Source organism: Streptomyces sp. NPDC000134, from assembly GCF_042899225.1.
GTDB lineage: Bacteria > Actinomycetota > Actinomycetes > Streptomycetales > Streptomycetaceae > Streptomyces.
In genome coordinates this window covers 1-25297 of sequence record NZ_JBIAZN010000020.1, presented here as the reverse complement: position 1 = coordinate 25297, position 25297 = coordinate 1, and the positions used below count along the sequence as shown (strand labels likewise).

Genomic DNA, 25297 nt, shown 5'->3' with positions numbered 1-25297 from the left:
CGCTGTGACCATCAAGGTCGTCCGGGGCAACCCCACCCCCGAGGAGCTGGCCGCCGCCCTGGCGGTGGTCCGCGCCCGCGCCGCGGCGGCAGCGGCCGACCCGCCCGGCGCCGAGGAACCGAGGCCGGCCTGGTCCGACCCGTCCCGCATAGCGCGCACCCGCGTGCCCCACCCGGGCCCGACGGCGTGGACCCGCACGTACTGGCCGGCCTGACCCCTCGGGGGCGCGGGGCCGGATCGGCACGCGGCTCCGCCGCGCGGGCGCGCGGAAATGAAGTCAGGGGCCACCGATCTGAGTACCCCTACTCAGGCGCGGACGCCCCAGCAGGCCGCACGCTGGTGGAATGCTGTGGTCCGATCCCGAGAACGAGCCGCCGGAAGAACTGCGCGACACGCAGGACATGCTCCGGCGGCTCGGTCTCCTCATGGCCCTCGCCATGACCCTCGCCATGATCGTCATCGGTCTCAGGTGAGCGCCCCCCACCCCCACCCCCACCCCCACGACTACCCTGATCCGCATGACTGCTCAGCCCCCCAGGCGACTCGTCCTCGCCTCCCAGTCCCCCGCCCGGCTCGGGCTGCTGCGCCAGGCCGGCTTCGCCCCCGAGGTGATCGTCAGCGGTGTCGACGAGGACGCCGTCACCGCCCCCACCCCGGCCGAGCTGGCCCTCGCGCTGGCCGAGGCCAAGGCGTCCGTGGTGGCCGCGAGGCCCGAGGTGCGGGGCGCGCTGGTGATCGGCTGCGACTCGGTCCTCGACCTGGACGGACAGGCCCTCGGCAAGCCCGCCGACGCCGAGGAGGCCACCGCCCGCTGGAAGGCGATGCGCGGCCGTTCCGGCACCCTCCAGACCGGTCACTGCGTCTGGGACACGGCCTCCGGCCGGCACGCCTCGGCCACCGCCTCCACCGTCGTCCGCTTCGGCGAGCCCACCGACGAGGAGATCGCGGCGTACGTCGCCACCGGCGAACCCCTGTACGTCGCGGGGGCGTTCACGCTGGACGGCCGCTCGGCGCCGTTCATCGACGGCATCGACGGCGACCACGGCAATGTGATCGGCCTCAGCCTGCCGCTGCTGCGGCGGCTCCTGGCCGAACTGGGCGTGGGCATCACCGCGTTGTGGGCGCCGGCGGCGGACTGACCGGCGGGCCGTCGGCCTGCGCCGGCCGGTCCCGGGGCTCCTCGGGCCCGTCGTAGGCCGTCAGCAGCAGCACGACGAGCCCGAGGACGAGGACCATGAACAGGGTGGCCGGCCAGCCCGCCAGGCCCCAGGCGAAGGCGCCCAGCAGTCCGTGCACCACGGCGGCGCTGACCAGCAGGATCTTCCCCAGGCCGGCGGGCGGGCGGTCGCGACCGCCACCAGCAGGGCGACCAGCCCGCACAGGGCGAAGTAGAGCCCGAAGACCACCCCGCCGGCCTTCGAGGACAGGGACATCGTGTCCGGGTCGAGGCCGGCCAGCGACATCCGCTGCCGCTCCACGACGATGCCGAGGAACCAGTTCAGCGCCGCGACGCCGAGCGCCTCGGCGAACAGCACGACCGACACCGTCCATGCCACCGGTCTGCGCGTCACCGGCCCCCACCCACTTTCGAGCACGACTGTGGTTACCCCGAGTACCTTCGAGCGTCGTGAACGCTACTCACGGGTAAACCGGCGGACAAGACTCCTGCGGAGGGCAAAGAATCGTTGGGCCATTCGTAGGGACTCCACAAAGAAACGGAGTGGGGCGCAGCACGCTCTCACAGAGACCTTGACCACACCCGAGGGCTAGGGTTTCCCGGAGGAGTCCTGCGTACCGCGGTGCGACTAGGGCTTTCACGGGTCGAGCGGGCCTCGAATCACGCTCCGTGTGGGCAAGCTCACCATTGGGGACGGGTCGAAGTGCCGTGTCGGCAGTCCCTAAACTCGGCTTGTTTCAAGGAGGGAGCCTCAATCGTGCGCAAGGTGCTCATCGCCAATCGTGGCGAAATCGCTGTCCGCGTGGCCCGGGCGTGCCGGGACGCCGGGATCGCGAGCGTGGCCGTCTACGCCGACCCGGACCGGGACGCGCTCCATGTCCGCGCCGCGGATGAGGCGTTCGCCCTGGGCGGTGACACCCCGGGTACCAGTTACCTGGACATCGGCAAGGTGCTGAACGCGGCGCGCGAGTCCGGCGCGGACGCGGTCCACCCCGGCTACGGCTTCCTCTCGGAGAACGCCGAGTTCGCCCAGGCCGTCCTCGACGCCGGGCTGATCTGGATCGGCCCGCCGCCGCAGGCCATCCGCGACCTCGGCGACAAGGTCGCCGCCCGGCACATCGCCCAGCGGGCCGGCGCGCCCCTGGTGGCCGGCACCCCCGACCCGGTCTCGGGCGCGGACGAGGTCGTCGCGTTCGCCGAGGAGCACGGTCTGCCGATCGCCATCAAGGCGGCGTTCGGCGGCGGCGGCCGGGGTCTGAAGGTGGCCCGGAGCCTGGAGGAGGTCCCGGAGCTGTACGACTCCGCGGTGCGCGAGGCGGTGGCCGCGTTCGGCCGCGGCGAGTGCTTCGTGGAGCGCTACCTCGACAAGCCCCGGCACGTGGAGACCCAGTGCCTGGCCGACACCCACGGCAACGTGGTCGTCGTCTCCACCCGCGACTGCTCCCTCCAGCGCCGCCATCAGAAGCTGGTCGAGGAGGCGCCCGCGCCCTTCCTCTCCGAGGCCCAGGTCGAGGAGTTGTACCGCGCCTCCAAGGCGATCCTGAAGGAGGCCGGCTACGTCGGCGCCGGCACGGTGGAGTTCCTGGTCGGCGTGGACGGCACGATCTCCTTCCTGGAGGTCAACACCCGGCTCCAGGTCGAGCACCCGGTCACCGAGGAGGTCGCCGGCATCGACCTGGTCCGCGAGATGTTCCGGATCGCCGACGGCGAGGAACTCGGCTACGGCGACCCGGTGCTGCGCGGTCACTCCTTCGAGTTCCGCATCAACGGCGAGGACCCGGGCCGCAACTTCCTGCCCGCCCCCGGCACCGTCACCGCCTTCGACCCGCCGTCCGGTCCCGGCGTCCGCCTGGACGCGGGGGTGGAGTCGGGCTCGGTCATCGGCCCGGCCTGGGACTCGCTGCTGGCCAAGCTGATCGTCTCCGGCCGCACCCGCAAGGAGGCGCTGGAGCGTGCCTCCCGTGCCCTGGAGGAGTTCACCGTCGAGGGCATGGCCACCGCCCTCCCGTTCCACCGCGCGGTCGTCAAGGACCCGGCGTTCGCCCCCGAACTGACCGGCTCCACCGACCCGTTCACGGTCCACACCCGCTGGATCGAGACGGAGTTCGTCAACGAGATCAAGCCGTTCACCGCCCCGGCGGATGCCGACACCGACGAGGAGACCGGCCGCGAGACGGTCGTCGTCGAGGTCGGCGGCAAGCGCCTGGAGGTCTCACTGCCCTCCTCGCTGGGCATGTCGCTGGCCCGCACCGGCCTGGCCGCCGGGGCCAAGCCCAAGCGCCGCGCGGCCAAGAAGTCCGGCCCCGCCGCCTCCGGTGACACCCTCGCCTCCCCGATGCAGGGCACGATCGTCAAGATCGCCGTGGAGGAGGGCCAGGAGGTCAAGGAGGGCGACCTGATCGTCGTCCTGGAGGCGATGAAGATGGAGCAGCCCCTCAACGCCCACCGGACGGGCACCGTCAAGGGCCTGTCCGCGGAGGTCGGCGCCTCCATCACCTCGGGCGCCGTGATCTGCGAGATCAAGGACTGACGCGGCGTACGACGCTCCCGAGGCGCCCGGCGGACCAGGAACTCCAGGTCCGTACGGGCGCTTCGTCGTCGTCAGCGGCGGCGCAGGTCCGCCACCCGGGCCCGCTGCTCCGCCGCGGCGCCGCCCTGCTCACCGAGGGCCGCGGCGGTCCGGAACCCCGCCGCCGCGCCGGGGCCCTGGCGGCGCGGTCCGGGGAGCGCCACGTCCCGGCGCTGCCGCGCCGGGCCGGTCTCACCTCCCGCGCTCCCCGGGCCCGGTGCTCCCCCCGACGTGCCGGCCACCGCGATCTGCACGCCCTGGTCGGCGAGGGCCTGCAACTCGGTGCCCGCCCGGTCGTCGTGGGCGGGCGGTTCGTCGGTGACCAGCCGGGTGATGACGTCCGTCGGGACGGTCTGGAACATGGTGTCGGTGCCGAGCTTGGTGTGGTCGGCGAGGACCACCACCTCGGCGGCGGCCTGCACCAGCGCCCGGTCGACGGAGGCCGAGAGCATGTTGGAGGTGGACAGGCCCCGCTCCGCGGTCAGGCCGCTGCCCGACAGGAACGCCTTGGACACCCGCAGCCCTTGCAGGGACTGCTCGGCCCCGCTGCCGACGAGGGCGTAGTTGGAACCGCGGAGGGTGCCGCCGGTCATCACGACCTCGACCCGGTTGGCGTGGGCCAGGGCCTGCGCCACCAGCAGCGAGTTGGTGACGACGGTCAGGCCGGGCACCCGCGCGAGCCGGCGGGCCAGCTCCTGCGTGGTGGTGCCCGCCCCGACCACGATGGCCTCGCCCTCGGCGACGAGACCCGCGGCGAGATCGGCGATGGCCGTCTTCTCGGCGGTCGCGAGATGGGATTTCTGCGGAAAGCCGGACTCCCGCGTGAAGCCGCCCGGCAGTACCGCACCGCCGTGCCGGCGGTCGAGGAGTCCTTCTGCCTCCAGTGCCCGCACGTCCCGCCGTACGGTCACTTCGGAGGTCTGGACGACGCGGGCGAGTTCACGGAGCGACACGGCCCCGTTGGCTCGCACCATTTCGAGGATCAATTGGCGACGTTCTGCAGCGAACACGAAACTGACAGTAACGCGGGTGACCGTCTGCTTTCAGCAGTATGCGCCGAATAACAGAAGTTGTTCGCAACACCCCTGGCGAAGTGGTATAGGGACCGGACCGCCCGATTATGCCGTCCGCACGCCAGGCGACTCCCCGTCACCGGCGGGGAGCCGGTTTCGGCCGTCAGCCCCCGGCACCGGCCTTGCGGGTGTGCAGTTGCCGCGCCACCTCGGCGATCGACCCCGACAGGGAGGGGTAGACGGTGAAGGCGTTCGCGATCTGCTCGACCGTCAGATTGTTGTCGACCGCGATCGAGATGGGGTGGATGAGTTCCGAGGCGCGCGGCGCGACGACGACGCCGCCGACCACGATCCCGGTGCCCGGCCGGCAGAAGATCTTGACGAAGCCGTCGCGGATGCCCTGCATCTTGGCGCGCGGGTTGCGCAGCAGCGGCAGCTTGACCACGCGGGCGTCGATCTTCCCGGCGTCGACGTCGGACTGCGAGTACCCCACCGTGGCGATCTCGGGGTCGGTGAAGACGTTGGACGAGACGGTCTTGAGGTCCAGCGGGGTGACCGCGTCGCCCAGGAAGTGGTACATGGCGATCCGGCCCTGCATGGCGGCGACGGAGGCCAGCGCGAAGACGCCGGTCACGTCACCGGCGGCGTACACGCCCGGCGCCGAGGTGCGGGAGACCTTGTCGGTCATGATGTGCCCGGAGTCCTTGAGCTTGACCCCGGCCTCCTCCAGGCCCATCCCCTCGGTGTTGGGGATGGCGCCGACGGCCATCAGGCAGTGCGACCCGGTGATGACCCGTCCGTCGGCGAGGGTGACCTCGACCCGGTCGCCGACCCGCTTGGCGGACTGGGCGCGGGAGCGGGCCATCACGTTCATCCCGCGGCGCCGGAAGACGTCCTCCAGCACGGCGGCGGCGTCCGGGTCCTCGCCGGGCAGCACCCGGTCCCGGGACGACACCAGGGTGACCCGCGAGCCCAGCGCCTGGTAGGCGCCGGCGAACTCGGCGCCGGTGACGCCGGAACCGACGACGATCAGTTCCTCGGGCAGCTCGTCGAGGTCGTAGACCTGGGTCCAGTTCAGGATGCGCTCGCCGTCGGGACGGGCGTCGGGCAGCTCGCGGGGGTGCCCGCCGGTCGCGATCAGCACGGCGTCGGCGGTGAGCGTCTCCTCGGTGCCGTCGGCGGCCCGGACCACGACCTTGCGGGAGCCGTCGAGGGACTGCATGCCCTCCAGCCGGCCGCGTCCGCGCATGACCCGGGCGCCGGCCCGCGTGACGGAGGCGGTGATGTCGTGCGACTGGGCGAGCGCGAGGCGCTTCACCCGGCGGTTGACCTTGCCGAGGTCCACGCCGACGACCCGGGCGGCCTGCTCGATGTGCGGGGTGTCGTCGGCGACGATGATGCCCAGTTCCTCGTAGGAGGAGTCGAAGGTGGTCATCACCTCGGCCGTGGCGATGAGGGTCTTCGACGGCACGCAGTCGGTGAGCACCGACGCCCCGCCCAGACCGTCGCAGTCGACGACGGTCACCTCCGCGCCGAGCTGCGCGGCCACCAGCGCCGCTTCGTATCCGCCGGGTCCGCCACCGATGATCACGATCCGAGTCACGTACTCCATTGTCCCGTACGCGTCGGCGGTGCACCGCCCGGGGGCCCGCGCCGATGCGTCCCCGTTACCGGATGGCGGCCGGCGCCGCTGCCGTACCCTTCCCCCATGTCGCTCTACGCCGCGTACGCCGCCAACCTCGACGCGCGGCTGATGTCCCGCCGCGCCCCCCACTCGCCGCTGCGCGCCACCGGCTGGCTCAACGGGTGGCGGCTGACCTTCGGGGGCGAGCAGATGGGCTGGGAGGGCGCGCTGGCGACGCTGGTGGAGGACCCGCTGTCCCAGGTCTTCGTCGCGCTGTACGACATCGCCCCGCCGGACGAGGACGCGCTGGACCGCTGGGAGGGCGCGGGCCTGGACATCTACCGTCGCACGCGCGTACGGGCCCACACCCTCGACGGCGAGGAGGGCGCCTGGACCTACGTCCTCAACGCCTACGAGGGCGGCCTCCCCTCCGCCCGCTACCTCGGCGAGATCGCCGACGCGGCGGAGTCCGCGGGCGCCCCCCACGACTACGTCATGGAGCTGCGCAAACGGCCCTGCTGAGGCCCGCCTTCCCCGGCCCGGACCGTCCGGCCGGAAACGACGGGACAACAATCGGGACGCCGTTGCGTTCATCATCTACGCGCGTAGGCCGAGAGCGGTTACCCTCATCCGCGTGAACGCATCTCTTCTTCCGGACGACATCCAGGGCGACCCCTACGCCGCCGCCGACGCCGCCGCGGCCCGCCTGCGCGAACTGACCGGCGCCGACACCCACGACGTCGCCCTCGTGATGGGCTCCGGCTGGGCGCCGGCCGTGGACGCGCTCGGCACTCCCGAGGCCGAGCTGCAGGTCACCGACCTGCCCGGGTTCCCGAAGCCGGTGGTCGCGGGCCACGGCGGCACGATCCGCTCGTACCGGCTCGGCGACCGCCGCGCGCTGGTCTTCCTCGGCCGCACGCACTACTACGAGGGCCACGGCGTCGCCGCCGTCGCGCACGGCGTGCGCACGGCCGTCGCCGCCGGGGCGAAGACGGTCATCCTCACCAACGGGTGCGGGGGGCTGCGCGAGGGGATGCGTCCCGGTCAGCCGGTCCTCATCAGCGACCACATCAACCTCACCGCGGCCTCGCCGATCGTCGGCGCCAACTTCGTGGACCTGACCGACCTGTACTCGCCCCGGCTGCGGGCGCTGTGCAAGGAGGTCGACCCGTCGCTGGAGGAGGGCGTCTACGCCCAGTTCCCCGGCCCGCACTACGAGACGCCGGCGGAGATCCGGATGGCCCGGGTCATCGGGGCGGACCTGGTGGGCATGTCCACGGTGCTGGAGGCCATCGCGGCGCGGGAGGCGGGCGCGGAGGTGCTGGGCATCTCCCTGGTGACCAACCTCGCGGCCGGGATGACCGGGGAGCCGCTGAACCACGAGGAGGTCCTCCAGGCCGGCCGGGACTCGGCGGCCCGGATGGGCACGCTGCTGACGCGGGTGCTGGGACGGCTGTAGGCGCCGGGTTCACCTCTGATCCGACAGCAGACGGGTGGCGGGCGGGCACCGGCCGGGGACCCGGGGGCGGGACCCCCGGCGAGGCGCACCCCCACCCGCCGGAACGAAAGGACTCCCGTGCACGCCGATGTCATCGCCACCGCCAGGACCTGGCTGGCCGAGGACCCCGACCCGGAGACCCGCGCCGAGCTGGCCGGGCTCATCGACGCCCGTGACGTCACCGGACTCACCGCCCGCTTCGCCGGCACCCTCCAGTTCGGCACCGCCGGCCTGCGCGGCGAACTCGGCGCCGGCCCGATGCGGATGAACCGCGCGGTCGTCATCCGCGCCGCCGCCGGACTCGCCGCCTACCTGAAGGAGCAGGGCCACGAGCGGGGCCTCGTGGTCATCGGCTACGACGCCCGGCACAAGTCGGCCGACTTCGCCCGGGACACCGCCGCCGTGATCACCGGCGCCGGTCTGCGGGCCGCCGTGCTGCCCCGGCCCCTGCCGACCCCCGTCCTCGCCTTCGCCGTCCGGCACCTCGGCGCCGTCGCGGGGGTCGAGGTGACCGCCAGTCACAACCCGCCGCGCGACAACGGCTACAAGGTGTACCTCGGCGACGGCTCCCAGATCGTGCCCCCGGCGGACACCGGCATCGCCGCCGGGATCGACGCCGTGCGGTCCCTGAAGGACGTACCCCGTCCGGAGAGCGGCTGGGAGGTCCTCGGCGACGACGTCCTCGGCGCCTACCTCGCCCGCACGGACGCGGTCCTCGCGCCGGGCTCGGCGCGCACCGCGCGGACCGTCTACACGGCGATGCACGGCGTCGGCAAGGACGTCCTGCTCGCCGCCTTCGACCGGGCCGGCTTCCCCGCGCCCGTCCTGGTCGCCGCGCAGGCCGAGCCCGACCCGGACTTCCCCACGGTCGCCTTCCCCAACCCGGAGGAGCCGGGGGCGATGGACCTCGCCTTCGCCACCGCCCGGGAGGCCGGCCCCGACCTGGTGATCGCCAACGACCCCGACGCCGACCGCCTCGCGGTGGCCGTGCGCGACGGCGGCGACTGGCGGATGCTCCGCGGCGACGAGGTCGGCGCCCTCCTCGCCGCGCACCTGGTCCGGCGCGGCGCCCGCGGCACCTTCGCGGAGTCGATCGTCTCCTCCTCGCTGCTCGGCCGGATCGCCGAGAAGGCCGGGCTGCGGCACACCGAGACCCTCACCGGGTTCAAGTGGATCGCCCGCGCGCAGGGCCTGCGCTACGGCTACGAGGAGGCCCTCGGCTACTGCGTCGACCCCGACGGCGTACGGGACAAGGACGGCATCACCGCCGCGCTCCTCGTCACCGAGCTGGCCTCGGAGCTGAAGGAGGAGGGCCGTACGCTGCTCGACCTGCTGGACGACCTCGCGGTGGAGCACGGGCTGCACGCCACCGACCAGTTGGCGGTGCGGGTCGCGGACCTGGCCGTGATCACGGAGGCGATGCGCGGGCTGCGCGAGCGGCCGCCGGGGGCGCTGGCGGGCCTGCCGGTGACCGGCGCCGAGGACCTCACCCACGGCAGCGCGGACCTGCCGCCGACGGACGGGCTGCGCTACACGCTCGACGGCGCCCGGGTCGTGGTCCGCCCCAGCGGCACGGAACCCAAGCTGAAGTGCTACCTGGAGGTCGTCGTCCCCGTCGCCTCCCGGGCCGCTCTGCCCACGGCACGGGCCGACGCGGCGGACCGCCTGGCCCGCATCAAGCGGGACCTCTCGGCGGCCCTCGGCCTCTGAGCCGGACCCGGGTCACCGGTGGGCCGGGCAGCCTCCTCGGCGGGGGCCGCCCGGCCGACCGGAGACCGGAGCCCGGCCGCTGCGGCGATCCCGGCTCACCCCAGCGCCAGCAGCACCGCCAGCAGGACCGCTCCGGTCACCGCCGGGGCGATGACCTCGTACGCCCAGCGCACGGTCACCTCGCCCTGGGCGGTCGGCTCGCCCTCCCGGGCCTCCCGCAGCGCGCGCAGCTCGTCCATGATCCGGTCGGTCTCCGCCCGTACCGGCCCGTCGTCGGCCACCGGGGCCACCGCCGGGCCGCCGACCGCGCCCGGCACGCCGCCGCCTCGCCCGCCGAACAGGCCCCCGCGCGGGGTCGCGCCCGCCGCCCGCCGGTTCTCCCGCCGGGCCGCCTTCTTGCGGGCGCGCAGCGACACGGGCACCGCCCACAACTGGTACTTGGTGCCGGAGTCGGCGACCACCTCGTTGGAGTAACCGGAGCGCAGCGAGGCCACCCGGCCCCAGGGCAGCACGATCACCCGCAGCGGGTTGCGCACCCGCAGCCGGTCCTCGCCGGCGAACACGGCCGGCCGCACGGTGTAGGCGACCACCAGGGGCACCACGAGCAGCAGGGTGGCCAGCGCCAGCCACGGCGTGCGGCCCTCGCCGGCGACGACCGCGTCGATGCCGAGCCAGCCGACGATGGCGAGCAGCAGGACACCGCCGGCGATGCCCGCGGGCGAACGGTAGGCGCGGTCCCTGGTCTGCGGGACCGAGGGCGGCGGTGGTGGCGGGTGCTCCGGCGTGGTCATGCTGCCGATTGTGCCCGACGGCTCGGACAGTGCCCCGGGGAGCCGGGGGGTGTACAGCCGCTACGCGCGTAGATATGCTCGTCTGGTGACCATGCCCACTCATACTCCCGCCGCGAGCCCGGTGCCGGACGTCACCGCGTCCGAGAGCACGCTGCGCCGCTTCCTGCACGGGCTGCCCGGTGTCGACGCGGTCGGCCTGGAGGCCCGCGCCGCCTCGCTCGGCACCCGGTCCATCAAGACCACCGCGAAGGCGTACGCCCTCGACCTGGCCATCTCCATGGTCGACCTGACCACCCTGGAGGGCGCGGACACCCCGGGCAAGGTCCGGGCGCTCGGCGCCAAGGCGGTCCGCCCCGACCCGGCCGACCGCACCGCGCCGGCCGCGGCCGCGGTCTGCGTCTACCCGGACATGGTGGAGACCGCCAAGGAGGCCGTCGCCGGCTCCGGCGTGAAGGTCGCCTCGGTGGCCACCGCCTTCCCGGCGGGCCGCGCCTCCCTCGCCGTGAAGCTCGCCGACGTGCGCGAGGCGGTCGCGGCGGGCGCCGACGAGGTCGACATGGTCATCGACCGGGGGGCTTTCCTCGCGGGGAAGTACCTCAAGGTGTACGAGGAGATCGCCGCGGTGAAGGAGGCGTGCGGCACGAGCGCGCGCCTGAAGGTCATCTTCGAGACCGGCGAGCTGTCGACGTACGACAACATCCGCCGCGCCAGTTGGCTCGGCATGCTGGCGGGCGCCGACTTCATCAAGACGTCCACCGGCAAGGTCGCGGTCAACGCCACGCCCGCCAACACCCTCCTCATGCTGGAGGCGGTCCGCGACTTCCGCGCCCAGACCGGCGTCCAGGTCGGCGTGAAGCCGGCCGGCGGCATCCGCACGGCCAAGGACGCGCTGAAGTTCCTGGTGCTGGTCAACGAGACGGCCGGGGCGGACTGGCTGGACAACCACTGGTTCCGCTTCGGCGCCTCCTCGCTGCTGAACGACCTGCTGATGCAGCGTCAGAAGCTGGCCACCGGCCGCTACTCCGGCCCCGACTACGTGACGGTGGACTGATCCCCATGGCATCCGCATTCGAGTACGCACCGGCGCCCGAGTCCCGCGCGGTCGTCGACATCGCCCCGTCCTACGGCCTGTTCATCGACGGCGAGTTCACCGAGGCGGCCGACGGCAAGGTCTTCAAGACCGTCTCCCCCTCGACCGAGGAGGTCCTCTCCGAGGTCGCCGAGGCCGGCGAGGCGGACGTCGACCGCGCCGTCGCCGCCGCCCGCAAGGCGTTCGCGGCCTGGTCGGCGCTGCCCGGCGCCGAGCGCGCCAAGTACCTGTTCCGCATCGCCCGCATCGTCCAGGAGCGCAGCCGGGAACTGGCGGTGCTGGAGACCCTGGACAACGGCAAGCCGATCAAGGAGACCCGGGACGCCGACCTCCCCCTGGTCGCCGCGCACTTCTTCTACTACGCGGGCTGGGCCGACAAGCTGGAGCACGCCGGGTTCGGCCGGAGGACGACAAATGGGCACAGCGGCGCGGACCCCCGCCCGCTGGGCGTGGCCGGCCAGGTCATCCCGTGGAACTTCCCGCTGCTGATGCTGGCGTGGAAGATCGCCCCGGCGCTGGCGGCCGGCAACACGGTGGTGCTCAAGCCCGCCGAGACGACCCCGCTGTCCGCCCTGTTCTTCGCGGACGTCTGCCGCCAGGCCGGGCTGCCGAGGGGCGTCGTCAACATCGTCACGGGCGCCGGCCGCACCGGCGCCGCCCTGGTCGCCCACCCCGGCGTGGACAAGGTCGCCTTCACCGGCTCCACGGCCGTCGGCAAGGAGATCGCCCGCACCCTCGCCGGGACCCGGAAGAAGCTCACGCTGGAGCTGGGCGGCAAGGGCGCCAACATCGTCTTCGACGACGCCCCGATCGACCAGGCCGTCGAGGGCATCGTCAGCGGCATCTTCTTCAACCAGGGCCAGGTCTGCTGCGCGGGCTCCCGCCTGCTGGTCCAGGAGTCGATCCACGACGAGCTGCTCGACCGGCTCAAGCGGCGCCTGACCACCCTGCGTCTGGGCGATCCGCTGGACAAGAACACGGACATCGGCGCGATCAACTCCGCCGAGCAGCTCGCCCGGATCACCGCGCTGGCCGACCAGGGCGAGGCGGAGGGCGCCGAGCGCTGGTCGGCGCCCTGCGAACTGCCGTCGGCCGGCTACTGGTTCGCCCCGACGCTGTTCACCGGCGTCACCCAGGCGCACACCATCGCCCGCGACGAGATCTTCGGCCCGGTCCTGTCGGTGCTGACCTTCCGTACGCCGGACGAGGCGGTCGCCAAGGCCAACAACACGCCCTACGGGCTGTCCGCGGGCATCTGGACGGAGAAGGGCTCGCGCATCCTGGCGGTCGCGAGCAAGCTCCGGGCGGGCGTGATCTGGTCCAACACGTTCAACAAGTTCGACCCGACGTCGCCGTTCGGCGGTTACAAGGAGTCGGGCTTCGGCCGCGAGGGCGGCCGCCACGGCCTGGAGGCGTACCTCGATGTCTGATCGGCTCAACGTCCTGAAGACCTACAAGCTGTACGTCGGCGGGAAGTTCCCGCGTTCCGAGAGCGGCCGGGTGTACGAGGTGACCGACGCAAAGGGCAACTGGCTGGCCAACGCGCCCCTGGCCTCCCGCAAGGACGCCCGGGACGCGGTGGTCGCCGCCCGCAAGGCGTTCGGCGGCTGGTCCGGCGCCACGGCGTACAACCGCGGGCAGGTCCTGTACCGGGTCGCGGAGATGCTGGAGGGCCGCCGGGCACAGTTCGTCCACGAAGTGGCCGACGCCGAGGGCCTGTCCAAGTCCAAGGCGGCCGAGCGGGTCGACGCGACGATCGACCGCTGGGTCTGGTACGCGGGCTGGACCGACAAGATCGCCCAGGTGGTGGGCGGCGCCAACCCGGTGGCGGGCCCCTACTTCAACCTCTCCTCCCCCGAGCCGACGGGCGTGGTCGCGGTCCTGGCCCCCCAGGAGTCCTCGTTCCTGGGCCTGGTCTCGGTGCTCGCCCCGGTCGTCGCCACGGGCAACACGGCGGTCGTGGTGGCCTCGGAGAGGTCCCCGCTGCCCGCTCTCTCCCTCGCCGAGGTGCTCGCCACCTCCGACGTCCCCGGCGGGGTGGTCAACATCCTCTCCGGCCGTACGGCGGAGATCGCCGCGCCGCTGGCCGCGCACCAGGACGTCAACGCGATCGACCTGGCGGGCGCGGAGGAGGCGCTGGCGAAGGAGCTGGAGATCGCCGCGGCCGACAACCTCAAGCGGGTCCTGCGTCCACAGCCTGTGGACGACTGGTCGGCGACCCCGGGCACGGAGCGCCTGACGGCGTTCCTGGAGACCAAGACGGTCTGGCATCCGACGGGGGCGCTGGGCGCCTCCGGTTCGTCGTACTGACCCTGCGCCGGCACCGGGCGGCGCCGCGAGGGCAGTGCCCCCGGCGCCGGTCAGTCCCGGGTGGCCGTGGTCAGCAGGCCCGCCGCCCGGCCCAGCACCGGCACCGCCGCGACCGACTCGGCCTGGGCGACCGGCCCGGTCAGGGCCGTGGACGTCAGCGGCGGGAAGTCGGCCACCTCCGTGCCGACGCCGTTGTCGAGCGGATCGACGCCGGTGCCGGCCAGCGGGTTGGGCTTGAGCCCGGCGACCGGGCCGGCCGCGTGGCCGAGCGAGCCGGCCGCCGCCCGCAGACCGGCCCCCACATCGGTGTCCCCGAGCCGGGCCGGCCGCGCCTCCCGCGAAGCCGCGGACGGGGAGTCGGACGAAGCAGACGAAGCAGATGAAGCGGAAGGGGGCAGTGCGGGCGCGGGCGCCGCGCCCGCGCCGAGGGCCGCCCCGGTGGTCGCGAGGACGGCCAGGGCGCGTCGGACGGTCGGGGGGCGGGGGGTCGCGTGTCGGGCCATCGCTGCTGCTGCCGCCTCGTGCCGGGAAGTACCATCAGGTCACTTCGGAGGGTAATCGGATTGGCGCACAGCGTAGTGGAGGTGTGACGCGTGCGGCAAAGCCGGACCGGGGGGTCGTACCCCCCACGAGGGATGCCGCACACTGGTGTCCCGTGACCACCCCTGCGCCCGTACCCGCGCGAGTCGTGCTGCTCTGCGGCCCCTCCGGCTCCGGCAAGTCCCTCCTCGCCGCCCGCTCCGGTCTGCCGGTGCTGCGGCTCGACGACTTCTACAAGGAGGGCACCGACCCGACGCTGCCGCTGGTCGCCGGGAGCACGGACATCGACTGGGACCACCCGGACTCGTGGGACGCGGAGACGGCCGTGGCCGCGATCGTGGAGCTGTGCCGCACGGGCCGTACCCGGGTGCCCGTCTACGACCTCGCGCTGAGCGCCCGCACCGGGCAGGAGGCGGTCGACATCGGGCGGACCCCGCTGTTCATCGCGGAGGGCGTCTTCGCCGCCGAGATCGTCACCCGCTGCCGGGAACTGGGCGTGCTCGCCGACGCGCTCTGCCTGAGCCGCGGCCCGCTGACGACGTTCCGCCGCCGGTTCGTACGGGATCTGCGGGAGGGCCGCAAGTCGGTGCCGTTCCTGCTGCGCCGGGGCTGGCGGCTGATGCGGCAGGAACGGTCGATCGTCGCCCGCCAGACGGCCCTGGGCGCCCACGCCTGCGACCGGGACGAGGCGCTGGGCCGGCTGGCCGCCGCCGCGGCGGGCCGCCGCGCACCGAGCCGTACCGCGGTCTGAGCCGTACCGCGGTCCGAGCGGTACCACGGTCCGAGGACACAGCGGAAGAGGACACAGCAGAAGCGGGACTGGACGGACCCCCCGGCCCTCCAGTCCCGCTCCCTTCGTGCTCCCCCGTGCTTCCCCCGATCTCCCCCCGTTTCCCCCGATCTCCCCCCCGTTTTCCTTGCGTTCCCCCGTGTTCCCCCGTACCCCCCGTGTCCCCCGTGGGGCTTCCCTCGTGAGTAAGAGCCCGGGACCGTCCCCCTGATACACCCGGGCCCGTACTTTCTTTCTTCTTTTTTTCTTCCCCCCGGCCTTCAGGCGACCAGCTCGCCGAAGGCGTCCTCCCGGTCACGGCCGAAGCTGAGGACCTCGTCCTCGCGCAGCCGGCGCAGCGACCGCCAGATGCTGGACTTCACCGTGCCGACGCTGATGCCGAGGACGTCCGCGATCTCCGGGTCCGTGCGGCCCTCGTAGTAGCGCAGGACCAGCATGGTGCGCTGGAGTTCGGGCAGCTTGGCCAGCGCCTGCCACAGGACCGCGCGCAGCTCGGTGCCGCGCATCGCGTCCGTGTCGCCGGCCGTCTCCGGCAGTTCCTCGGTCGGGTACTCGTTGAGCTTGCGGCGCCGCCAGGCGCTGATGTGCAGGTTGGTCATGGTCCGGCGGAGATAACCGCCGACCGCCGCCTTGTCGCTGATCCGGTCCCACGCCCGGTACGTCGAGAACAGCGCGCTCTGCAGCAGGTCCTCGGCCTCGAAGCGGTCCCCGGTGAGGTGGTAGGCGGTGGCGTACAGGGAGGCGCGGCGCTCCTGGACGTAGGCGGTGAACTCCGCCTCGGACAGCGAGCGCCGCTCCCCCTCGGCCTCCCCGTACGCGGCTCCCCCGGGCGTCTCCCCCCCACGGGCGTCGATCACCGTCATGTACGCGGTGTGCTGACGCCCGGTGCCGCGAGCGCACCCCCGTCCTCCCCCACGCTCGAACGCGCTCGCACGGGAGGTGCCCCCCTCGGCACCGGACCGCTCCGGCCCCCGGCCCTGCACGTCGTGCAGACGCGTGACCACTGCGCTGGTGCTGTTGCCGTGCAGCTTGTTCATCTCGCGCCCCCCGTCGTGGAGTTCCGGTGTCCGGCTCATGTGCCGCCTGTGCCGGAAATCCTGCCGGGGCCACTTCATCGCCGTGTCCGTCGTCTGTCACAGAGCTGTCACAACGGCCTGTCACAGGAGCAACACCGTTTCTCCGCATGGTCCGGCGGCGAACAGGGCCCCGGACCGGCCCGCCTGGACCCACCGGTCGAACCGTGCCCCCTCCATGGGCCAGAATGAGCCCGTGCCTTCCCTGTTGCTGATCGAGGACGACGACGCCATCCGTACGGCCCTGGAGCTGTCCCTGACGCGCCAGGGACACCGGGTGGCCACCGCTGCCAGCGGTGAGGACGGTCTGAAGCTGCTGCGCGAACAGCGGCCTGATCTGATCGTGCTGGACGTGATGCTGCCCGGCATCGACGGTTTCGAGGTGTGCCGGCGCATCCGGCGCACCGACCAGTTGCCGATCATCCTGCTGACCGCGCGGAGCGACGACATCGACGTGGTCGTCGGCCTGGAGTCCGGCGCCGACGACTACGTGGTGAAACCGGTGCAGGGACGGGTCCTCGACGCCCGCATCCGGGCCGTACTGCGGCGCGGGGAGCGGGAGTCCAGCGACTCGGCGAGCTTCGGCAGCCTGGTCATCGACCGCTCCGCGATGACCGTCACCAAGAACGGCGAGGACCTCCAGCTCACCCCGACCGAGTTGCGGCTGCTGCTGGAGCTGAGCCGGCGGCCCGGTCAGGCGCTGTCCCGGCAGCAGTTGCTGCGGCTGGTGTGGGAGCACGACTACCTGGGCGACTCGCGGCTGGTGGACGCCTGTGTGCAGCGGCTGCGCGCCAAGGTCGAGGACGTGCCGTCGTCCCCGACGCTGATCCGTACCGTGCGGGGCGTGGGCTACCGGCTGGACCCGCCTCAGTGACCGAGGAACGTCCCGGGGGTCCGCGCACCTGGTCCGCGGCGCGCAAGGGAGTCCGGTCGCGGCTGCGCCTCACCAGCCTGCGGCTCAGGCTGGTCGTCGTCTTCGGGCTGGTGGCGCTCACCGCCGCCGTGTCCGCGTCCGGCATCGCGTACTGGCTCAACCGCGAGGCCGTGCTCACCCGCGCCCAGGACGCCGTGCTGCGGGACTTCGCGCAGGAGATGCAGAACCGGGCGGGCGCGCTGCCCGAGCACCCCACGCAGGACGAGTTGCAGCACACGGCCGGGCAGATGGCCAACAGCAGCCAGCGCTTCGGCGTGCTGCTGGTGGCCCGGGACGCGGACGGGCGGACGGTGTACGGCAGTTCCGGCGGGCTGGCCGGCTTCGAGCTGGCGGACGTGCCGCGGTCGCTGCGCACGGCCGTGAACAAGGAGCAGAAGGTCACCTCGGCCAACAAGTCGCCGTACCACCTGTACTGGCAGCGGATCGTCGAGGACGGCACCCCGTACCTGGTGGCCGGGACCCGGGTGATCGGCGGCGGGCCGACCGGGTACCTGCTGAAGTCGCTGGAGCCGGAGGCCAAGGACCTGGGTTCGCTGGCCTGGTCGCTGGGGATCGCCTCGGGCCTGGCGCTGATCGGCTCCGCGCTGCTCGCGCAGGCCCTGGCGACGACCGTGCTGAAGCCGGTGCACCGGCTGGGGACCGCCGCCCGCCGGCTCGGCGAGGGCAGGCTGGACACCCGGCTGCGCGTCTCCGGCACCGACGAACTGGCCGATCTGTCCCGGACGTTCAACGCCGCCGCCGAGGCGCTGGAGAAACGGGTCGCGGACATGGCGGCCAGGGAGCAGGCGTCCCGGCGGTTCGTGGCCGACATGAGCCATGAGCTGCGCACGCCGCTGACGGCGATCACGGCCGTCACGGAGGTGCTGGAGGAGGAGCTGGACACCGAGGGCGGCACCATCGACCCGATGATCGAGCCCGCCGTGCGGCTGGTGGTCAGCGAGACCCGGCGGCTGAACGACCTGGTGGAGAACCTGATGGAGGTCACCCGCTTCGACGCGGGCACCGCCCGTCTCGTCGTCGACGAGGTGGACGTCGCCGACCAGATCACCGCCTGCGTCGACGCCCGCGCCTGGCTGGACGCGGTCGAACTGGACGCCGAGCGCGGCATCCACGTCGGCCTGGACCCGCGCCGCCTGGACGTCATCCTCGCCAACCTGATCGGCAACGCCCTCAAGCACGGCGGATCGCCGGTGCGGGTGTCGGTGCGGGAGACCGAGGACGCGGTCCTGATCGCCGTGCGCGACCACGGGTCCGGCATCCCCGAGGACGTCCTGCCGCACGTCTTCGACCGCTTCTACAAGGCCAGCGCCTCCCGGCCGCGCTCCGAGGGCAGCGGCCTGGGCCTCTCCATCGCCCTGGAGAACGCGCACATCCACGGCGGCGACATCACCGCGGCCAACTCGCCCGACGGCGGCGCGGTGTTCACGCTGTGCCTGCCGCGGGACGCCTCGGCCCTGGCGGAGAAGCCGGAGTCCCGCGGCCCCGACGGCCCCGACGGCTCCGGCGGCTCCGGCGGCCCGGCGGGCGACGGGAGCCGGGGCAAGGACGCGAAGGGACGGGCCTGATGACCGTACGCCGCCTGCTGGCGCTCCCCGTGCTCGGCCTGCTGCTCGCCGGGTGCGGCATCCGGGCCACCGAGGTGCCGACGGACTACGGGCCGGCGCCGTCCCGGGTGCGCTGCTCGCTGGGCGAGCCGGACGGGGCGAGCCGGCCCGCGCCGGGCATGGCGGTCCAGGTGTTCCTGCTCTGCGGCTCCTCCCTGGTGTCGGTGGACCGGACGGTCCGGGTGCCGGACGGCACCGCCGACTCCGCGCGGCGGGTGCTGGTCGCGCAGGGGCTGCTGGACGAGTTGGCGGCGCCGCCGTCGCCCGCCGAGAAGCAGGCCGGGTACACCACCGACGTCCGCGCGGGCACCGCCGTGTCCGGGGCGCACCCCGGCGACCCCGAGGACACCCTGCGGCTCAGCACCGCCCCGGACGGGCTGACCTCGTACGCCCTGGCCCAGATCGTCTGTACGTTCTCGGACTCGGCGGCGGCCGATGGCGACGGCTCGGTCGTGCTCGGCGGGCCGGGCGGGACGGAGCCGCGCCGGTACACCTGCACCGACGAGGTCCGCGCCCGGCCGGGCAGCAACGAGCCGCCGTCGGCCGCGGTCACCGGGGACTGACCGGCCGCCCGGCGGGTCCTGTGGCGCAGGACTCACCCGTGCGGGGAGGGGGGCGGAACCGCGCGCACCGGACACCGCGTCTTGGGGGGCGTGCAGCGTCTAGGCTCCATCGGCGGCAGCGCCGCGATCCGCATCCGGGTGACGGGAGGTGTCCTCCTGGTCGCGCATCTCGCGTTCGTCGCCTGGCTCACGCTGCGTCCCCTGGACGTCCCCTGGGTGATGCCCGCCAATCTGCGTCCCCTCGACGGCATCCGGGCCGACCTCGCGCTGGGCTGGCCGCAGGCGGCCCGCTGCATCGGCGAGAAGCTCGCGCTGCTGGCCCCGCTGGGCGTGCTGCTGCCGACGGTGAACGGGCGGACGGCGGTCTCGCCGCTGGCGTCGCTGCTGCGCGTCACGGCCGCGGGCGCCCTGCTGTCGCTGGGCATCGAACTGTTCCAGACCGGCGTGCCCGGACAGGTCGTGGATGTCGACTCACTGCTGCTGAACACCGCCGGGGTGGCCCTGGCGCACCTGGCCGTGGTGCCCGCCGGGCGGGCCTGGCTCCGCCGCAAGGGCGAGCGGGGGCGGCCCGGTGACCTCCGCCAGGAGGAGCCGGCTCAGGGTCGGACCCCGACGATTCCCAGGGTCGGGATCGCCCCGTAGAGCGACGCTTCGCCCCGTTCGTCCGCCTAGCGTGGAGGGCAGATGAGGCGACCGACGGGGACGCCTCGGACCACGCTCGCGAAGGAGCCGCCATGTCCCGCCTTGCCCGCCCCACCGACGGCCGCATGATCGGCGGAGTGTGCGCCGCGCTGGCCCGGCGCTTCGGCACCTCCGCGACGACGATGCGGGTGGCCTTCGTGGTCTCGTGCCTGCTGCCCGGCCCGCAGTTCCTGCTCTATCTGGCGCTGTGGGTCCTCTTCCCCTCCGAGGAGAAGGCGGCCCGCACCGCCTGGTGAGCCCCTGCTTCACCCCTCCGGCACACCGCTGGGGCGCACCCGGTACGGACCGGGCGCGCCCCAGCGGCACGTCTGACGGGCGGGGCTCAGCCGAGCGGCAGGGTGTTCAGCGGCAGTCCGCCGAGCAGGCCGGTGATCGGCTTGAGCGCTCCGGTGGCGGGCGGCTTGGCGGCCTTGCCCTTGCCCTTGCTCTTGCCCGTGGCGGCGCCCTGCCCGCCGTCGACGGCGGGCAGCGTGCGGGCGCTGTGCTCGGCGGGGACCGCCTTGGCGACTCCGCCCAGCGTCCGGGCGACGCCCGGGAGGTCCGGCGCCGCGTGGGCCGCACCCGCACCGGCGGCGGCGAAGGCGGCACCGAGAGCGGCGACACCGAGGGTCTTGGCAACAGACTGCTTCATGAAATGCGTCCTCGAAGGGGATGTCGGGAAATGGAGCGGCTCCCGACCGTAAACACGCGAGGCCCGCCACCGCAAACACCGAAATGCGTACGAATGGTGAACGGCCGCCCGCCGGGCCGCCGCTCCCCCGGCATATGCCAACCCTCGCCCGCCGAAGAACCCCTGGTCGAAACGGCCTACTGGAACAGCCATTCGGACTTCAGCTCGGCATATCCGGGCTTTATCACGTCATTGATCATGGCCAGTCGTTCATCGAAAGGAATGAACGCTGATTTCATCGCATTGACGGAGAACCACTGCATGTCGTCGAGCGTGTAACCGAATGCGTCGACAAGGTGCTCGAATTCCCGGCTCATACTGGTGTGGGACATGAGCCGGTTGTCGGTGTTCACGGTGGCCCGGAAGTGCAGCCTGCGCAGCAGCCCGATGGGGTGCTCGGCGTAGGAGTCGGCCGCCCCGGTCTGGAGGTTGGAGCTGGGGCACAGCTCCAGCGGGATGCGCTTGTCCCGCACGTAGGAGGCGAGCCGCCCCAGCGCGACGGTGCCGTCCTCCCGTACCTGGATGTCGTCGATGATCCGCACCCCGTGCCCGAGCCGGTCGGCGCCGCACCACTGGAGGGCCTGCCAGATCGACGGCAGCCCGAACGCCTCGCCCGCGTGGATGGTGAAGTGGTTGTTCTCCCGCTTCAGGTACTCGAAGGCGTCCAGGTGCCGGGTGGGCGGGTAACCGGCCTCGGCGCCCGCGATGTCGAAGCCGACCACGCCGCGGTCCCGGTAGCGGTTGGCCAGCTCGGCGATCTCCAGGGCGCGGGCGGCGTGCCGCATGGCGGTGAGCAGGGCGCCGATCCGGACCCGGTGGCCGTTCTCCCGCGCCCGCCGCTCCCCTTCCCGGAACCCCTCGTCGACCGCCTCGACGACCTCCTCCAGGGTCAGCCCCCCGTCGAGGTGCTGCTCGGGGGCGTACCGCACCTCGGCGTAGACCACGCCGTCCGCGGCGAGGTCCTCGGCGCACTCGGCGGCGACCCGGACCAGCGCGCTCCTGGTCTGCAGCACCCCGACGGTGTGGGAGAAGGTCTCCAGGTACCGCTCCAGGGAACCGGAGTCGGCGGCCTCCCGGAACCAAATGCCGAGCTTCTCCGGATCGGTCTCGGGCAGTCCCGAGTAGCCCGCCTCCCTGGCGAGTTCGACGACGGTGGCGGGCCGCAGCCCCCCGTCGAGATGGTCGTGCAGCAGAACCTTGGGCGCCCGGCGGATCTGGTCCGGCGTCGGGGACTTCGCGGTGGTCTGGCTCGTCATCTCCGCACTCTAACTCCTACGCGCGTAGATCACTTCAGCCGAAATGTAACGGTGACCGCGGGGAAGGGTGGCGTACACCCGCGCTTCTGACACTGTTCTGTCATGGCACAGCAAGCGACGCCGGTGCGTACGGCACAACTGGGGCGGGCGTTCGGGGTGGAGCCGTCCGCGGTGGGCGGGGTGGTCCTGCTGCTCCCGGGCGGCGACGAGGTGTCCGAGCGGCGGCCGTCTCCGCTGCTGGCGACCGCGTCCATGTTCTCGCTCGGGCGGAAGCTGGCGCGGGCCGGGCGGGACGAGGGGCTCGCGGCCCATGTCGTGCACTACCGCTGCCGCGGCTGGAACGGCAGCGAGGCGCAGCTCGCGCGGGACGCCGCCTGGGCCGCCGACGAGGTGCTGCGGCGCTACGGCGACGTCTGCGTCTGCCTCGCCGGGGTCGGCATGGGCGGGCGGGCGGCGCTGCGGGCGGCCGGGCACGAGGCGGTCAACTCGGTGCTGGCGATCGCCCCCTGGCTGCCCGCCGAGGACATGGCCGCCCCGCCCGAACCGGTGAAGCAGCTCGCCGGGCGGCGGGTGCTGATCGTGCACGGCACGAACGACCGGCGCAGTGACCCGGAGCTGTCCTTCCGGCTGGCGGCGCGGGCGAAGAAGGCGAACCGGGACGTGTGCCGGTTCGAGGTGCACTCGGACGGGCACGGGCTGCGGCACTACCGGGACGAGGTCGCGGCGCTGGCGGAGGACTTCGTGCTGGGCACGCTGTTCGGGCGGGCGTTCTCCCGGCCGGTGGTGGACGCGCTGGCGGCGCCGCCGCCGCTGGGGCTGCGGATGCCGCTGGCGGCGGGGTTCGGGGGGACGCTGCGGCGGTGACGCCCTCCGGGACCTCCCCCGGGCCCCCTTCAGTACCTCATCAGGGGTCCTTCAGGGGTTCTTCAAGGCAGCAGGTTGCCCCTGCGCGACAGCAGGAACTTCTTGAAGGCGGCGACCGGGGGTGTGTCCGCGCGCCCGGCCAGCCAGGCCACGCCGATCTCCCTGGCCGCCTTCGGGGAGGTCACCGTCAGTTCCACCACCCCGGGGCGGGGGACCGTGGGCGGCGGGAGCAGGGCGACGCCCAGCCCCGCCGCGACCAGGCCGCGCAGGGTCTCCGCCTCCTCGCCCTCGAAGGCCACCCGGGGGCGGAAACCGGCCTCCTTGCAGAGGTCGTCCGTGATGCGGCGCAGTCCGTAACCGGGCTCCAGGGTCACGAAGTTCTCGTCGGCGGCCTCGGCGAGGCGGATGCGCCGGCGGCCGGCCAGGCGGTGGTCGGCGGGGACGACCAGGCGCAGCTTCTGCTCGTCCAGGCGCCGGGCGACGAGGTCGGGGGCGTCGGGGACGGGTGAGGTGAGGCAGAGGTCGAGTTCTCCGGCACGCAGGCGTTCGAGCATGGCCTCGCCGTAGTTCTGGACGAGGCTGAAGCGGACCCGGGGGTGGTCGGCGCGGAAGGCGTGCAGCAGACCGGGGACGGTCTCGGCGCCCATGGTGTGCAGGAACCCGAAGGCGACCTTGCCGGTGGTGCGGTCGGCGTCGGCGCGGACCTCGTCGGCGGCCCGCTCGATCTCGGCGAGGGCGCGTTCGACGGAAGCGAGGAAGGTCCGGCCCGCCGGGGTGAGGGAGACGGTGCGGCCGCGCCGGGCGAACAGGTCGACGCCCAGGTCCTGTTCGAGGCGGACCATGGCGCGGGAGAGGGTCGACTGGGGGACGTTCATCTCCTGCGCGGCGCGGGTGACGTGCTCGGTGCGGGCGACGCCGGCGAAGTGCGCGAGGCGCGGCGCGAGCAGCGCGACGATGTCTTCTGTGTCACTGGTTCGTGACAGCCGGGCCGGTGAGCTTTGCTGATGCGCCATGGGAACGATTATGACCGTTCCGTGCATTGGACGGATGAGTGAGGGGCTTCGTACGGTCCTGGCATGACTCCCGCCGATACCGGGGCGCCCACCACCGTGGGCGCCGCCGCCTCCGCCCCCGATGTCTCCGACACTTCCGGCGCTTCCGGCGCTTCCGGCGCGCGGGTGGCCCCGGGCGGTCCCGGTTACCGCCGGATGAGCTTCGCGCTGTTCCTCGCGGGCGTGGCCACCTTCGCGCTGCTGTACTCGACGCAGGCCCTGCTGCCGCTGATCTCCGGCGACCTGGGCGTCTCGGCGGGCGACGCCAGTTGGACGGTGGCCGCCGCCACCGGTGGCCTGGCGGTGTTCGTGCTGCCGATGAGCGCCCTGTCGGAGCGGTACGGGCGTCGTACGGTCATGACGGCGTCGCTGGCGGTGGCGGTGACCGTGGGGCTGCTGGTGCCGTTCGCGCCCTCGCTGCCCGCGCTGGTGGCGCTGCGCGCGGTGCAGGGCGCGGCGCTGGCCGGGCTGCCGGCCTCGGCGACGGCGTACCTCGCGGAGGAGGTCACGCCGAAGGCGCTGGTCACCGCGATCGGCCTGTTCGTGGCGGGCAACAGCGTCGGCGGGATGAGCGGCCGGGTCATCACCGGCTGGGTCGCGCAGGAGTGGGGCTGGCGGGTGGCCGTCGGGGTGATCGGCGTGGTCGCGGTGGTGTGCGCGGTGGCGTTCCGGCTGCTGCTGCCGAAGCCGCGGCACTTCACGCCGGGGTCGCTGCGCCCCCGCGTTCTGGCCCGGACCGTCCGCGACCACCTGGCCGACCCGCTGCTGCGGCGCCTGTACGCGATCGGCGCGCTGTTCATGACGGTGTTCGGCGGCGTCTACACGGTGATCGGCTACCGGCTGACCGAGGCCCCCTTCTCGCTGCCGCAGGGCATCGTCGGCTCGATCTTCCTGGTGTACCTGGTGGGCACGGTCTCGGCGTCCACGGCCGGGCGGCTGGTCGGGCGACTGGGGCGGCGCGGGGCGCTGTACCTGGCGGGCGGCACCACGGCGGCCGGGCTGCTGCTGTCGCTGGCGGACTCCGTGCCGCTGGTGCTGCTCGGCCTGGTGCTGATCACGGCGGGCTTCTTCGCGGGGCACGCGGTGGCCTCCTCGGCGGTCAGCCGGACCGCCACCCACGGCCGGGCGCAGGCGTCGGCGCTGTACCAGTCGGCGTACTACATCGGCTCCAGCGCCGGCAGCACGGTGGGCGCGACCGCCTTCCACGCCGGGGGCTGGGCGGGGACCGTCGGGGTCGGGCTGCTGGCGGTGCTGGGCGTGGTGTCGATCACGCTGCTCGGCACCCGGGCCGCGCGGCGGCGGACGGCGCCGGCCTCCGTCACGGCCTGACCGCCGCCGCTCCCCTCCGCCCGTGCTCGTCGGGGCGGTTCCCGGGCCGTTGATGCTCCTATTGCTGTCAAGCGGTTTGCAGCCAGTCGCGGTAGGCGTAGGTGAGGTCGTCGTCTCTGCTGAGACCTCGTTCGAGTC

At 73.3% G+C, this 25297-nt stretch carries 26 protein-coding genes and 1 pseudogene; 18 read left to right on the top strand and 9 right to left on the bottom strand.

Going from position 1 to position 25297, the window contains the following annotated elements; genetic code table 11:
* Window positions 1-4 precede the first annotated feature (4 nt).
* The 3 genes from ACFY32_RS26560 to ACFY32_RS26550 all read left to right on the top strand — a co-directional run bounded on the left by ACFY32_RS26560 (window position 5) and on the right by ACFY32_RS26550 (window position 1139).
* Window positions 5-214 carry an acyl-CoA carboxylase epsilon subunit gene (locus tag ACFY32_RS26560; protein WP_359199854.1) on the top strand — a complete coding sequence of 70 codons (210 nt, stop codon included), beginning with the start codon at window positions 5-7 and terminating at the stop codon, window positions 212-214.
* Between the two features lie 130 nt (window positions 215-344).
* Window positions 345-473: a morphogenic membrane protein MmpB gene (mmpB, locus tag ACFY32_RS26555; protein ID WP_359199852.1), complete on the top strand. Its 129-nt coding sequence runs from the start codon at window positions 345-347 to the stop codon at window positions 471-473.
* Window positions 474-518: 45 nt separating this feature from the next.
* Window positions 519-1139 carry a nucleoside triphosphate pyrophosphatase gene (locus ACFY32_RS26550; protein WP_359199849.1) on the top strand — a complete coding sequence of 207 codons (621 nt, stop codon included), beginning with the start codon at window positions 519-521 and terminating at the stop codon, window positions 1137-1139.
* Here ACFY32_RS26550 and ACFY32_RS26545 read toward each other — a convergent pair.
* Window positions 1108-1571: pseudogene (locus tag ACFY32_RS26545) on the bottom strand (hypothetical protein). The gene ACFY32_RS26550 and the pseudogene ACFY32_RS26545 overlap by 32 nt on opposite strands.
* Before the next feature lie 363 nt (window positions 1572-1934).
* Here ACFY32_RS26545 and ACFY32_RS26540 point away from each other — a divergent pair.
* Window positions 1935-3707, top strand: coding sequence for a biotin carboxylase N-terminal domain-containing protein (locus ACFY32_RS26540; protein ID WP_359199843.1), 1773 nt, complete (start codon window positions 1935-1937; stop codon window positions 3705-3707).
* Window positions 3708-3778: 71 nt separating this feature from the next.
* Here ACFY32_RS26540 and ACFY32_RS26535 read toward each other — a convergent pair whose 3' ends face one another.
* Together ACFY32_RS26535 and ACFY32_RS26530 are read right to left on the bottom strand one after the other, a co-directional pair.
* Window positions 3779-4756, bottom strand: coding sequence for a DeoR/GlpR family DNA-binding transcription regulator (locus ACFY32_RS26535; RefSeq protein ID WP_359199840.1), 978 nt, complete (start codon window positions 4754-4756; stop codon window positions 3779-3781).
* A 166-nt stretch (window positions 4757-4922) separates the two neighbouring features.
* A complete protein-coding gene (locus ACFY32_RS26530) occupies window positions 4923-6371 on the bottom strand; it encodes an NAD(P)H-quinone dehydrogenase (protein WP_359199837.1) in 1449 nt (482 codons plus the stop codon).
* 96 nt (window positions 6372-6467) lie between these two features.
* Here ACFY32_RS26530 and ACFY32_RS26525 point away from each other — a divergent pair, with 96 nt between their 5' ends.
* The 3 genes from ACFY32_RS26525 (at window position 6468) to ACFY32_RS26515 (ending at window position 9591) form a co-directional block, all read left to right on the top strand.
* A complete protein-coding gene (locus ACFY32_RS26525; protein ID WP_359199834.1) occupies window positions 6468-6905 on the top strand; it encodes a gamma-glutamylcyclotransferase in 438 nt (145 codons plus the stop codon).
* A 112-nt stretch (window positions 6906-7017) separates the two neighbouring features.
* Complete coding sequence (locus tag ACFY32_RS26520) at window positions 7018-7842, top strand: purine-nucleoside phosphorylase (protein WP_359199831.1); 825 nt, start codon at window positions 7018-7020, stop codon at window positions 7840-7842.
* Window positions 7843-7959: 117 nt separating this feature from the next.
* Entirely contained in the window at window positions 7960-9591 is a 1632-nt protein-coding gene (locus ACFY32_RS26515) for a phospho-sugar mutase (protein WP_359199828.1), read from the top strand.
* 95 nt (window positions 9592-9686) lie between these two features.
* Here ACFY32_RS26515 and ACFY32_RS26510 read toward each other — a convergent pair whose 3' ends face one another.
* Window positions 9687-10382 (bottom strand): PH domain-containing protein, encoded by a 696-nt coding sequence (locus ACFY32_RS26510; protein ID WP_359199825.1) that lies wholly within the window; start codon window positions 10380-10382, stop codon window positions 9687-9689.
* A 91-nt stretch (window positions 10383-10473) separates the two neighbouring features.
* On the opposite strand from ACFY32_RS26510, the gene deoC reads away from it, so the two are divergent.
* From deoC to ACFY32_RS26495, 3 genes are read left to right on the top strand one after another with little or no spacing between them, the layout of a single operon-like run.
* The gene (deoC, locus tag ACFY32_RS26505; RefSeq protein WP_390675535.1) at window positions 10474-11433 is read left to right on the top strand and encodes a deoxyribose-phosphate aldolase; all 960 of its coding nucleotides are present in this window, start codon (window positions 10474-10476) and stop codon (window positions 11431-11433) included.
* Window positions 11434-11438: 5 nt separating this feature from the next.
* Entirely contained in the window at window positions 11439-12902 is a 1464-nt protein-coding gene (locus ACFY32_RS26500) for an aldehyde dehydrogenase family protein (RefSeq protein WP_390675432.1), read from the top strand.
* On the top strand, window positions 12895-13782 hold the full coding sequence (locus tag ACFY32_RS26495; protein ID WP_359199819.1) for an aldehyde dehydrogenase family protein: 888 nt from the start codon (window positions 12895-12897) through the stop codon (window positions 13780-13782). Before ACFY32_RS26500 ends, ACFY32_RS26495 begins: the two co-directional genes overlap by 8 nt.
* 50 nt (window positions 13783-13832) lie before the next feature.
* Here ACFY32_RS26495 and ACFY32_RS26490 read toward each other — a convergent pair whose 3' ends face one another.
* Window positions 13833-14285 (bottom strand): hypothetical protein, encoded by a 453-nt coding sequence (locus ACFY32_RS26490; protein ID WP_390675431.1) that lies wholly within the window; start codon window positions 14283-14285, stop codon window positions 13833-13835.
* An 83-nt stretch (window positions 14286-14368) separates the two neighbouring features.
* Between ACFY32_RS26490 and ACFY32_RS26485 the strand changes: the two genes are divergently transcribed.
* Window positions 14369-15073, top strand: coding sequence for a uridine kinase (locus ACFY32_RS26485; protein WP_390675430.1), 705 nt, complete (start codon window positions 14369-14371; stop codon window positions 15071-15073).
* Between the two features lie 299 nt (window positions 15074-15372).
* Here the strand turns inward: ACFY32_RS26485 and ACFY32_RS26480 are convergent, their stop codons facing one another.
* Window positions 15373-16149 carry a SigE family RNA polymerase sigma factor gene (locus ACFY32_RS26480; protein ID WP_359200061.1) on the bottom strand — a complete coding sequence of 259 codons (777 nt, stop codon included), beginning with the start codon at window positions 16147-16149 and terminating at the stop codon, window positions 15373-15375.
* Window positions 16150-16381: 232 nt separating this feature from the next.
* On the opposite strand from ACFY32_RS26480, the gene afsQ1 reads away from it, so the two are divergent.
* From afsQ1 to ACFY32_RS26455, 5 genes are all read left to right on the top strand, one after another.
* On the top strand, window positions 16382-17059 hold the full coding sequence (gene afsQ1 / locus ACFY32_RS26475; RefSeq protein WP_359199810.1) for a two-component system response regulator AfsQ1: 678 nt from the start codon (window positions 16382-16384) through the stop codon (window positions 17057-17059).
* Entirely contained in the window at window positions 17056-18684 is a 1629-nt protein-coding gene (locus ACFY32_RS26470; RefSeq protein ID WP_390675429.1) for an ATP-binding protein, read from the top strand. Before afsQ1 ends, ACFY32_RS26470 begins: the two co-directional genes overlap by 4 nt.
* Window positions 18684-19286, top strand: coding sequence for a hypothetical protein (locus ACFY32_RS26465; RefSeq protein WP_359199804.1), 603 nt, complete (start codon window positions 18684-18686; stop codon window positions 19284-19286). Before ACFY32_RS26470 ends, ACFY32_RS26465 begins: the two co-directional genes overlap by 1 nt.
* Window positions 19287-19376: 90 nt before the next feature.
* Window positions 19377-19928 carry a VanZ family protein gene (locus tag ACFY32_RS26460; protein WP_359199801.1) on the top strand — a complete coding sequence of 184 codons (552 nt, stop codon included), beginning with the start codon at window positions 19377-19379 and terminating at the stop codon, window positions 19926-19928.
* 92 nt (window positions 19929-20020) lie between these two features.
* The gene (locus tag ACFY32_RS26455; RefSeq protein WP_359199797.1) at window positions 20021-20224 is read left to right on the top strand and encodes a PspC domain-containing protein; all 204 of its coding nucleotides are present in this window, start codon (window positions 20021-20023) and stop codon (window positions 20222-20224) included.
* Between the two features lie 86 nt (window positions 20225-20310).
* On the opposite strand, the gene ACFY32_RS26450 is transcribed toward ACFY32_RS26455, so the two are convergent.
* Both ACFY32_RS26450 and ACFY32_RS26445 read right to left on the bottom strand, forming a co-directional pair.
* The gene (locus tag ACFY32_RS26450; RefSeq protein ID WP_359199794.1) at window positions 20311-20619 is read right to left on the bottom strand and encodes an ATP-binding protein; all 309 of its coding nucleotides are present in this window, start codon (window positions 20617-20619) and stop codon (window positions 20311-20313) included.
* Between the two features lie 176 nt (window positions 20620-20795).
* Window positions 20796-21914, bottom strand: coding sequence for an adenosine deaminase (locus ACFY32_RS26445; protein WP_359199791.1), 1119 nt, complete (start codon window positions 21912-21914; stop codon window positions 20796-20798).
* A gap of 102 nt (window positions 21915-22016) precedes the next feature.
* Here ACFY32_RS26445 and ACFY32_RS26440 point away from each other — a divergent pair, with 102 nt between their 5' ends.
* Window positions 22017-22778 (top strand): alpha/beta hydrolase, encoded by a 762-nt coding sequence (locus tag ACFY32_RS26440; protein ID WP_359199788.1) that lies wholly within the window; start codon window positions 22017-22019, stop codon window positions 22776-22778.
* A gap of 62 nt (window positions 22779-22840) precedes the next feature.
* Here ACFY32_RS26440 and ACFY32_RS26435 read toward each other — a convergent pair whose 3' ends face one another.
* Window positions 22841-23791: a LysR family transcriptional regulator gene (locus ACFY32_RS26435; RefSeq protein WP_359199786.1), complete on the bottom strand. Its 951-nt coding sequence runs from the start codon at window positions 23789-23791 to the stop codon at window positions 22841-22843.
* Between the two features lie 63 nt (window positions 23792-23854).
* Here ACFY32_RS26435 and ACFY32_RS26430 point away from each other — a divergent pair, with 63 nt between their 5' ends.
* Window positions 23855-25159: an MFS transporter gene (locus ACFY32_RS26430; protein WP_390675428.1), complete on the top strand. Its 1305-nt coding sequence runs from the start codon at window positions 23855-23857 to the stop codon at window positions 25157-25159.
* The last annotated feature ends 138 nt before the right edge of the window (window positions 25160-25297 follow it).

Coding starts and splice junctions, on each gene's coding strand:
- deoC (WP_390675535.1), top strand. CDS start 10,474: ATGCCCACTCATACTCCCGCCGCGAGCCCGGTGCCGGACGTCACCGCG.
- ACFY32_RS26455 (WP_359199797.1), top strand. CDS start 20,021: ATGTCCCGCCTTGCCCGCCCCACCGACGGCCGCATGATCGGCGGAGTG.
- ACFY32_RS26490 (WP_390675431.1), bottom strand. CDS start 14,285: ATGGCCCGACACGCGACCCCCCGCCCCCCGACCGTCCGACGCGCCCTG.
- ACFY32_RS26550 (WP_359199849.1), top strand. CDS start 519: ATGACTGCTCAGCCCCCCAGGCGACTCGTCCTCGCCTCCCAGTCCCCC.
- ACFY32_RS26530 (WP_359199837.1), bottom strand. CDS start 6,371: ATGGAGTACGTGACTCGGATCGTGATCATCGGTGGCGGACCCGGCGGA.
- ACFY32_RS26435 (WP_359199786.1), bottom strand. CDS start 23,791: ATGGCGCATCAGCAAAGCTCACCGGCCCGGCTGTCACGAACCAGTGAC.
- ACFY32_RS26445 (WP_359199791.1), bottom strand. CDS start 21,914: ATGACGAGCCAGACCACCGCGAAGTCCCCGACGCCGGACCAGATCCGC.
- ACFY32_RS26525 (WP_359199834.1), top strand. CDS start 6,468: ATGTCGCTCTACGCCGCGTACGCCGCCAACCTCGACGCGCGGCTGATG.
- ACFY32_RS26480 (WP_359200061.1), bottom strand. CDS start 16,149: ATGAACAAGCTGCACGGCAACAGCACCAGCGCAGTGGTCACGCGTCTG.
- ACFY32_RS26450 (WP_359199794.1), bottom strand. CDS start 20,619: ATGAAGCAGTCTGTTGCCAAGACCCTCGGTGTCGCCGCTCTCGGTGCC.
- ACFY32_RS26465 (WP_359199804.1), top strand. CDS start 18,684: ATGACCGTACGCCGCCTGCTGGCGCTCCCCGTGCTCGGCCTGCTGCTC.
- ACFY32_RS26495 (WP_359199819.1), top strand. CDS start 12,895: ATGTCTGATCGGCTCAACGTCCTGAAGACCTACAAGCTGTACGTCGGC.
- mmpB (WP_359199852.1), top strand. CDS start 345: ATGCTGTGGTCCGATCCCGAGAACGAGCCGCCGGAAGAACTGCGCGAC.
- ACFY32_RS26510 (WP_359199825.1), bottom strand. CDS start 10,382: ATGACCACGCCGGAGCACCCGCCACCACCGCCGCCCTCGGTCCCGCAG.
- ACFY32_RS26440 (WP_359199788.1), top strand. CDS start 22,017: ATGGCACAGCAAGCGACGCCGGTGCGTACGGCACAACTGGGGCGGGCG.
- ACFY32_RS26500 (WP_390675432.1), top strand. CDS start 11,439: ATGGCATCCGCATTCGAGTACGCACCGGCGCCCGAGTCCCGCGCGGTC.
- ACFY32_RS26430 (WP_390675428.1), top strand. CDS start 23,855: ATGACTCCCGCCGATACCGGGGCGCCCACCACCGTGGGCGCCGCCGCC.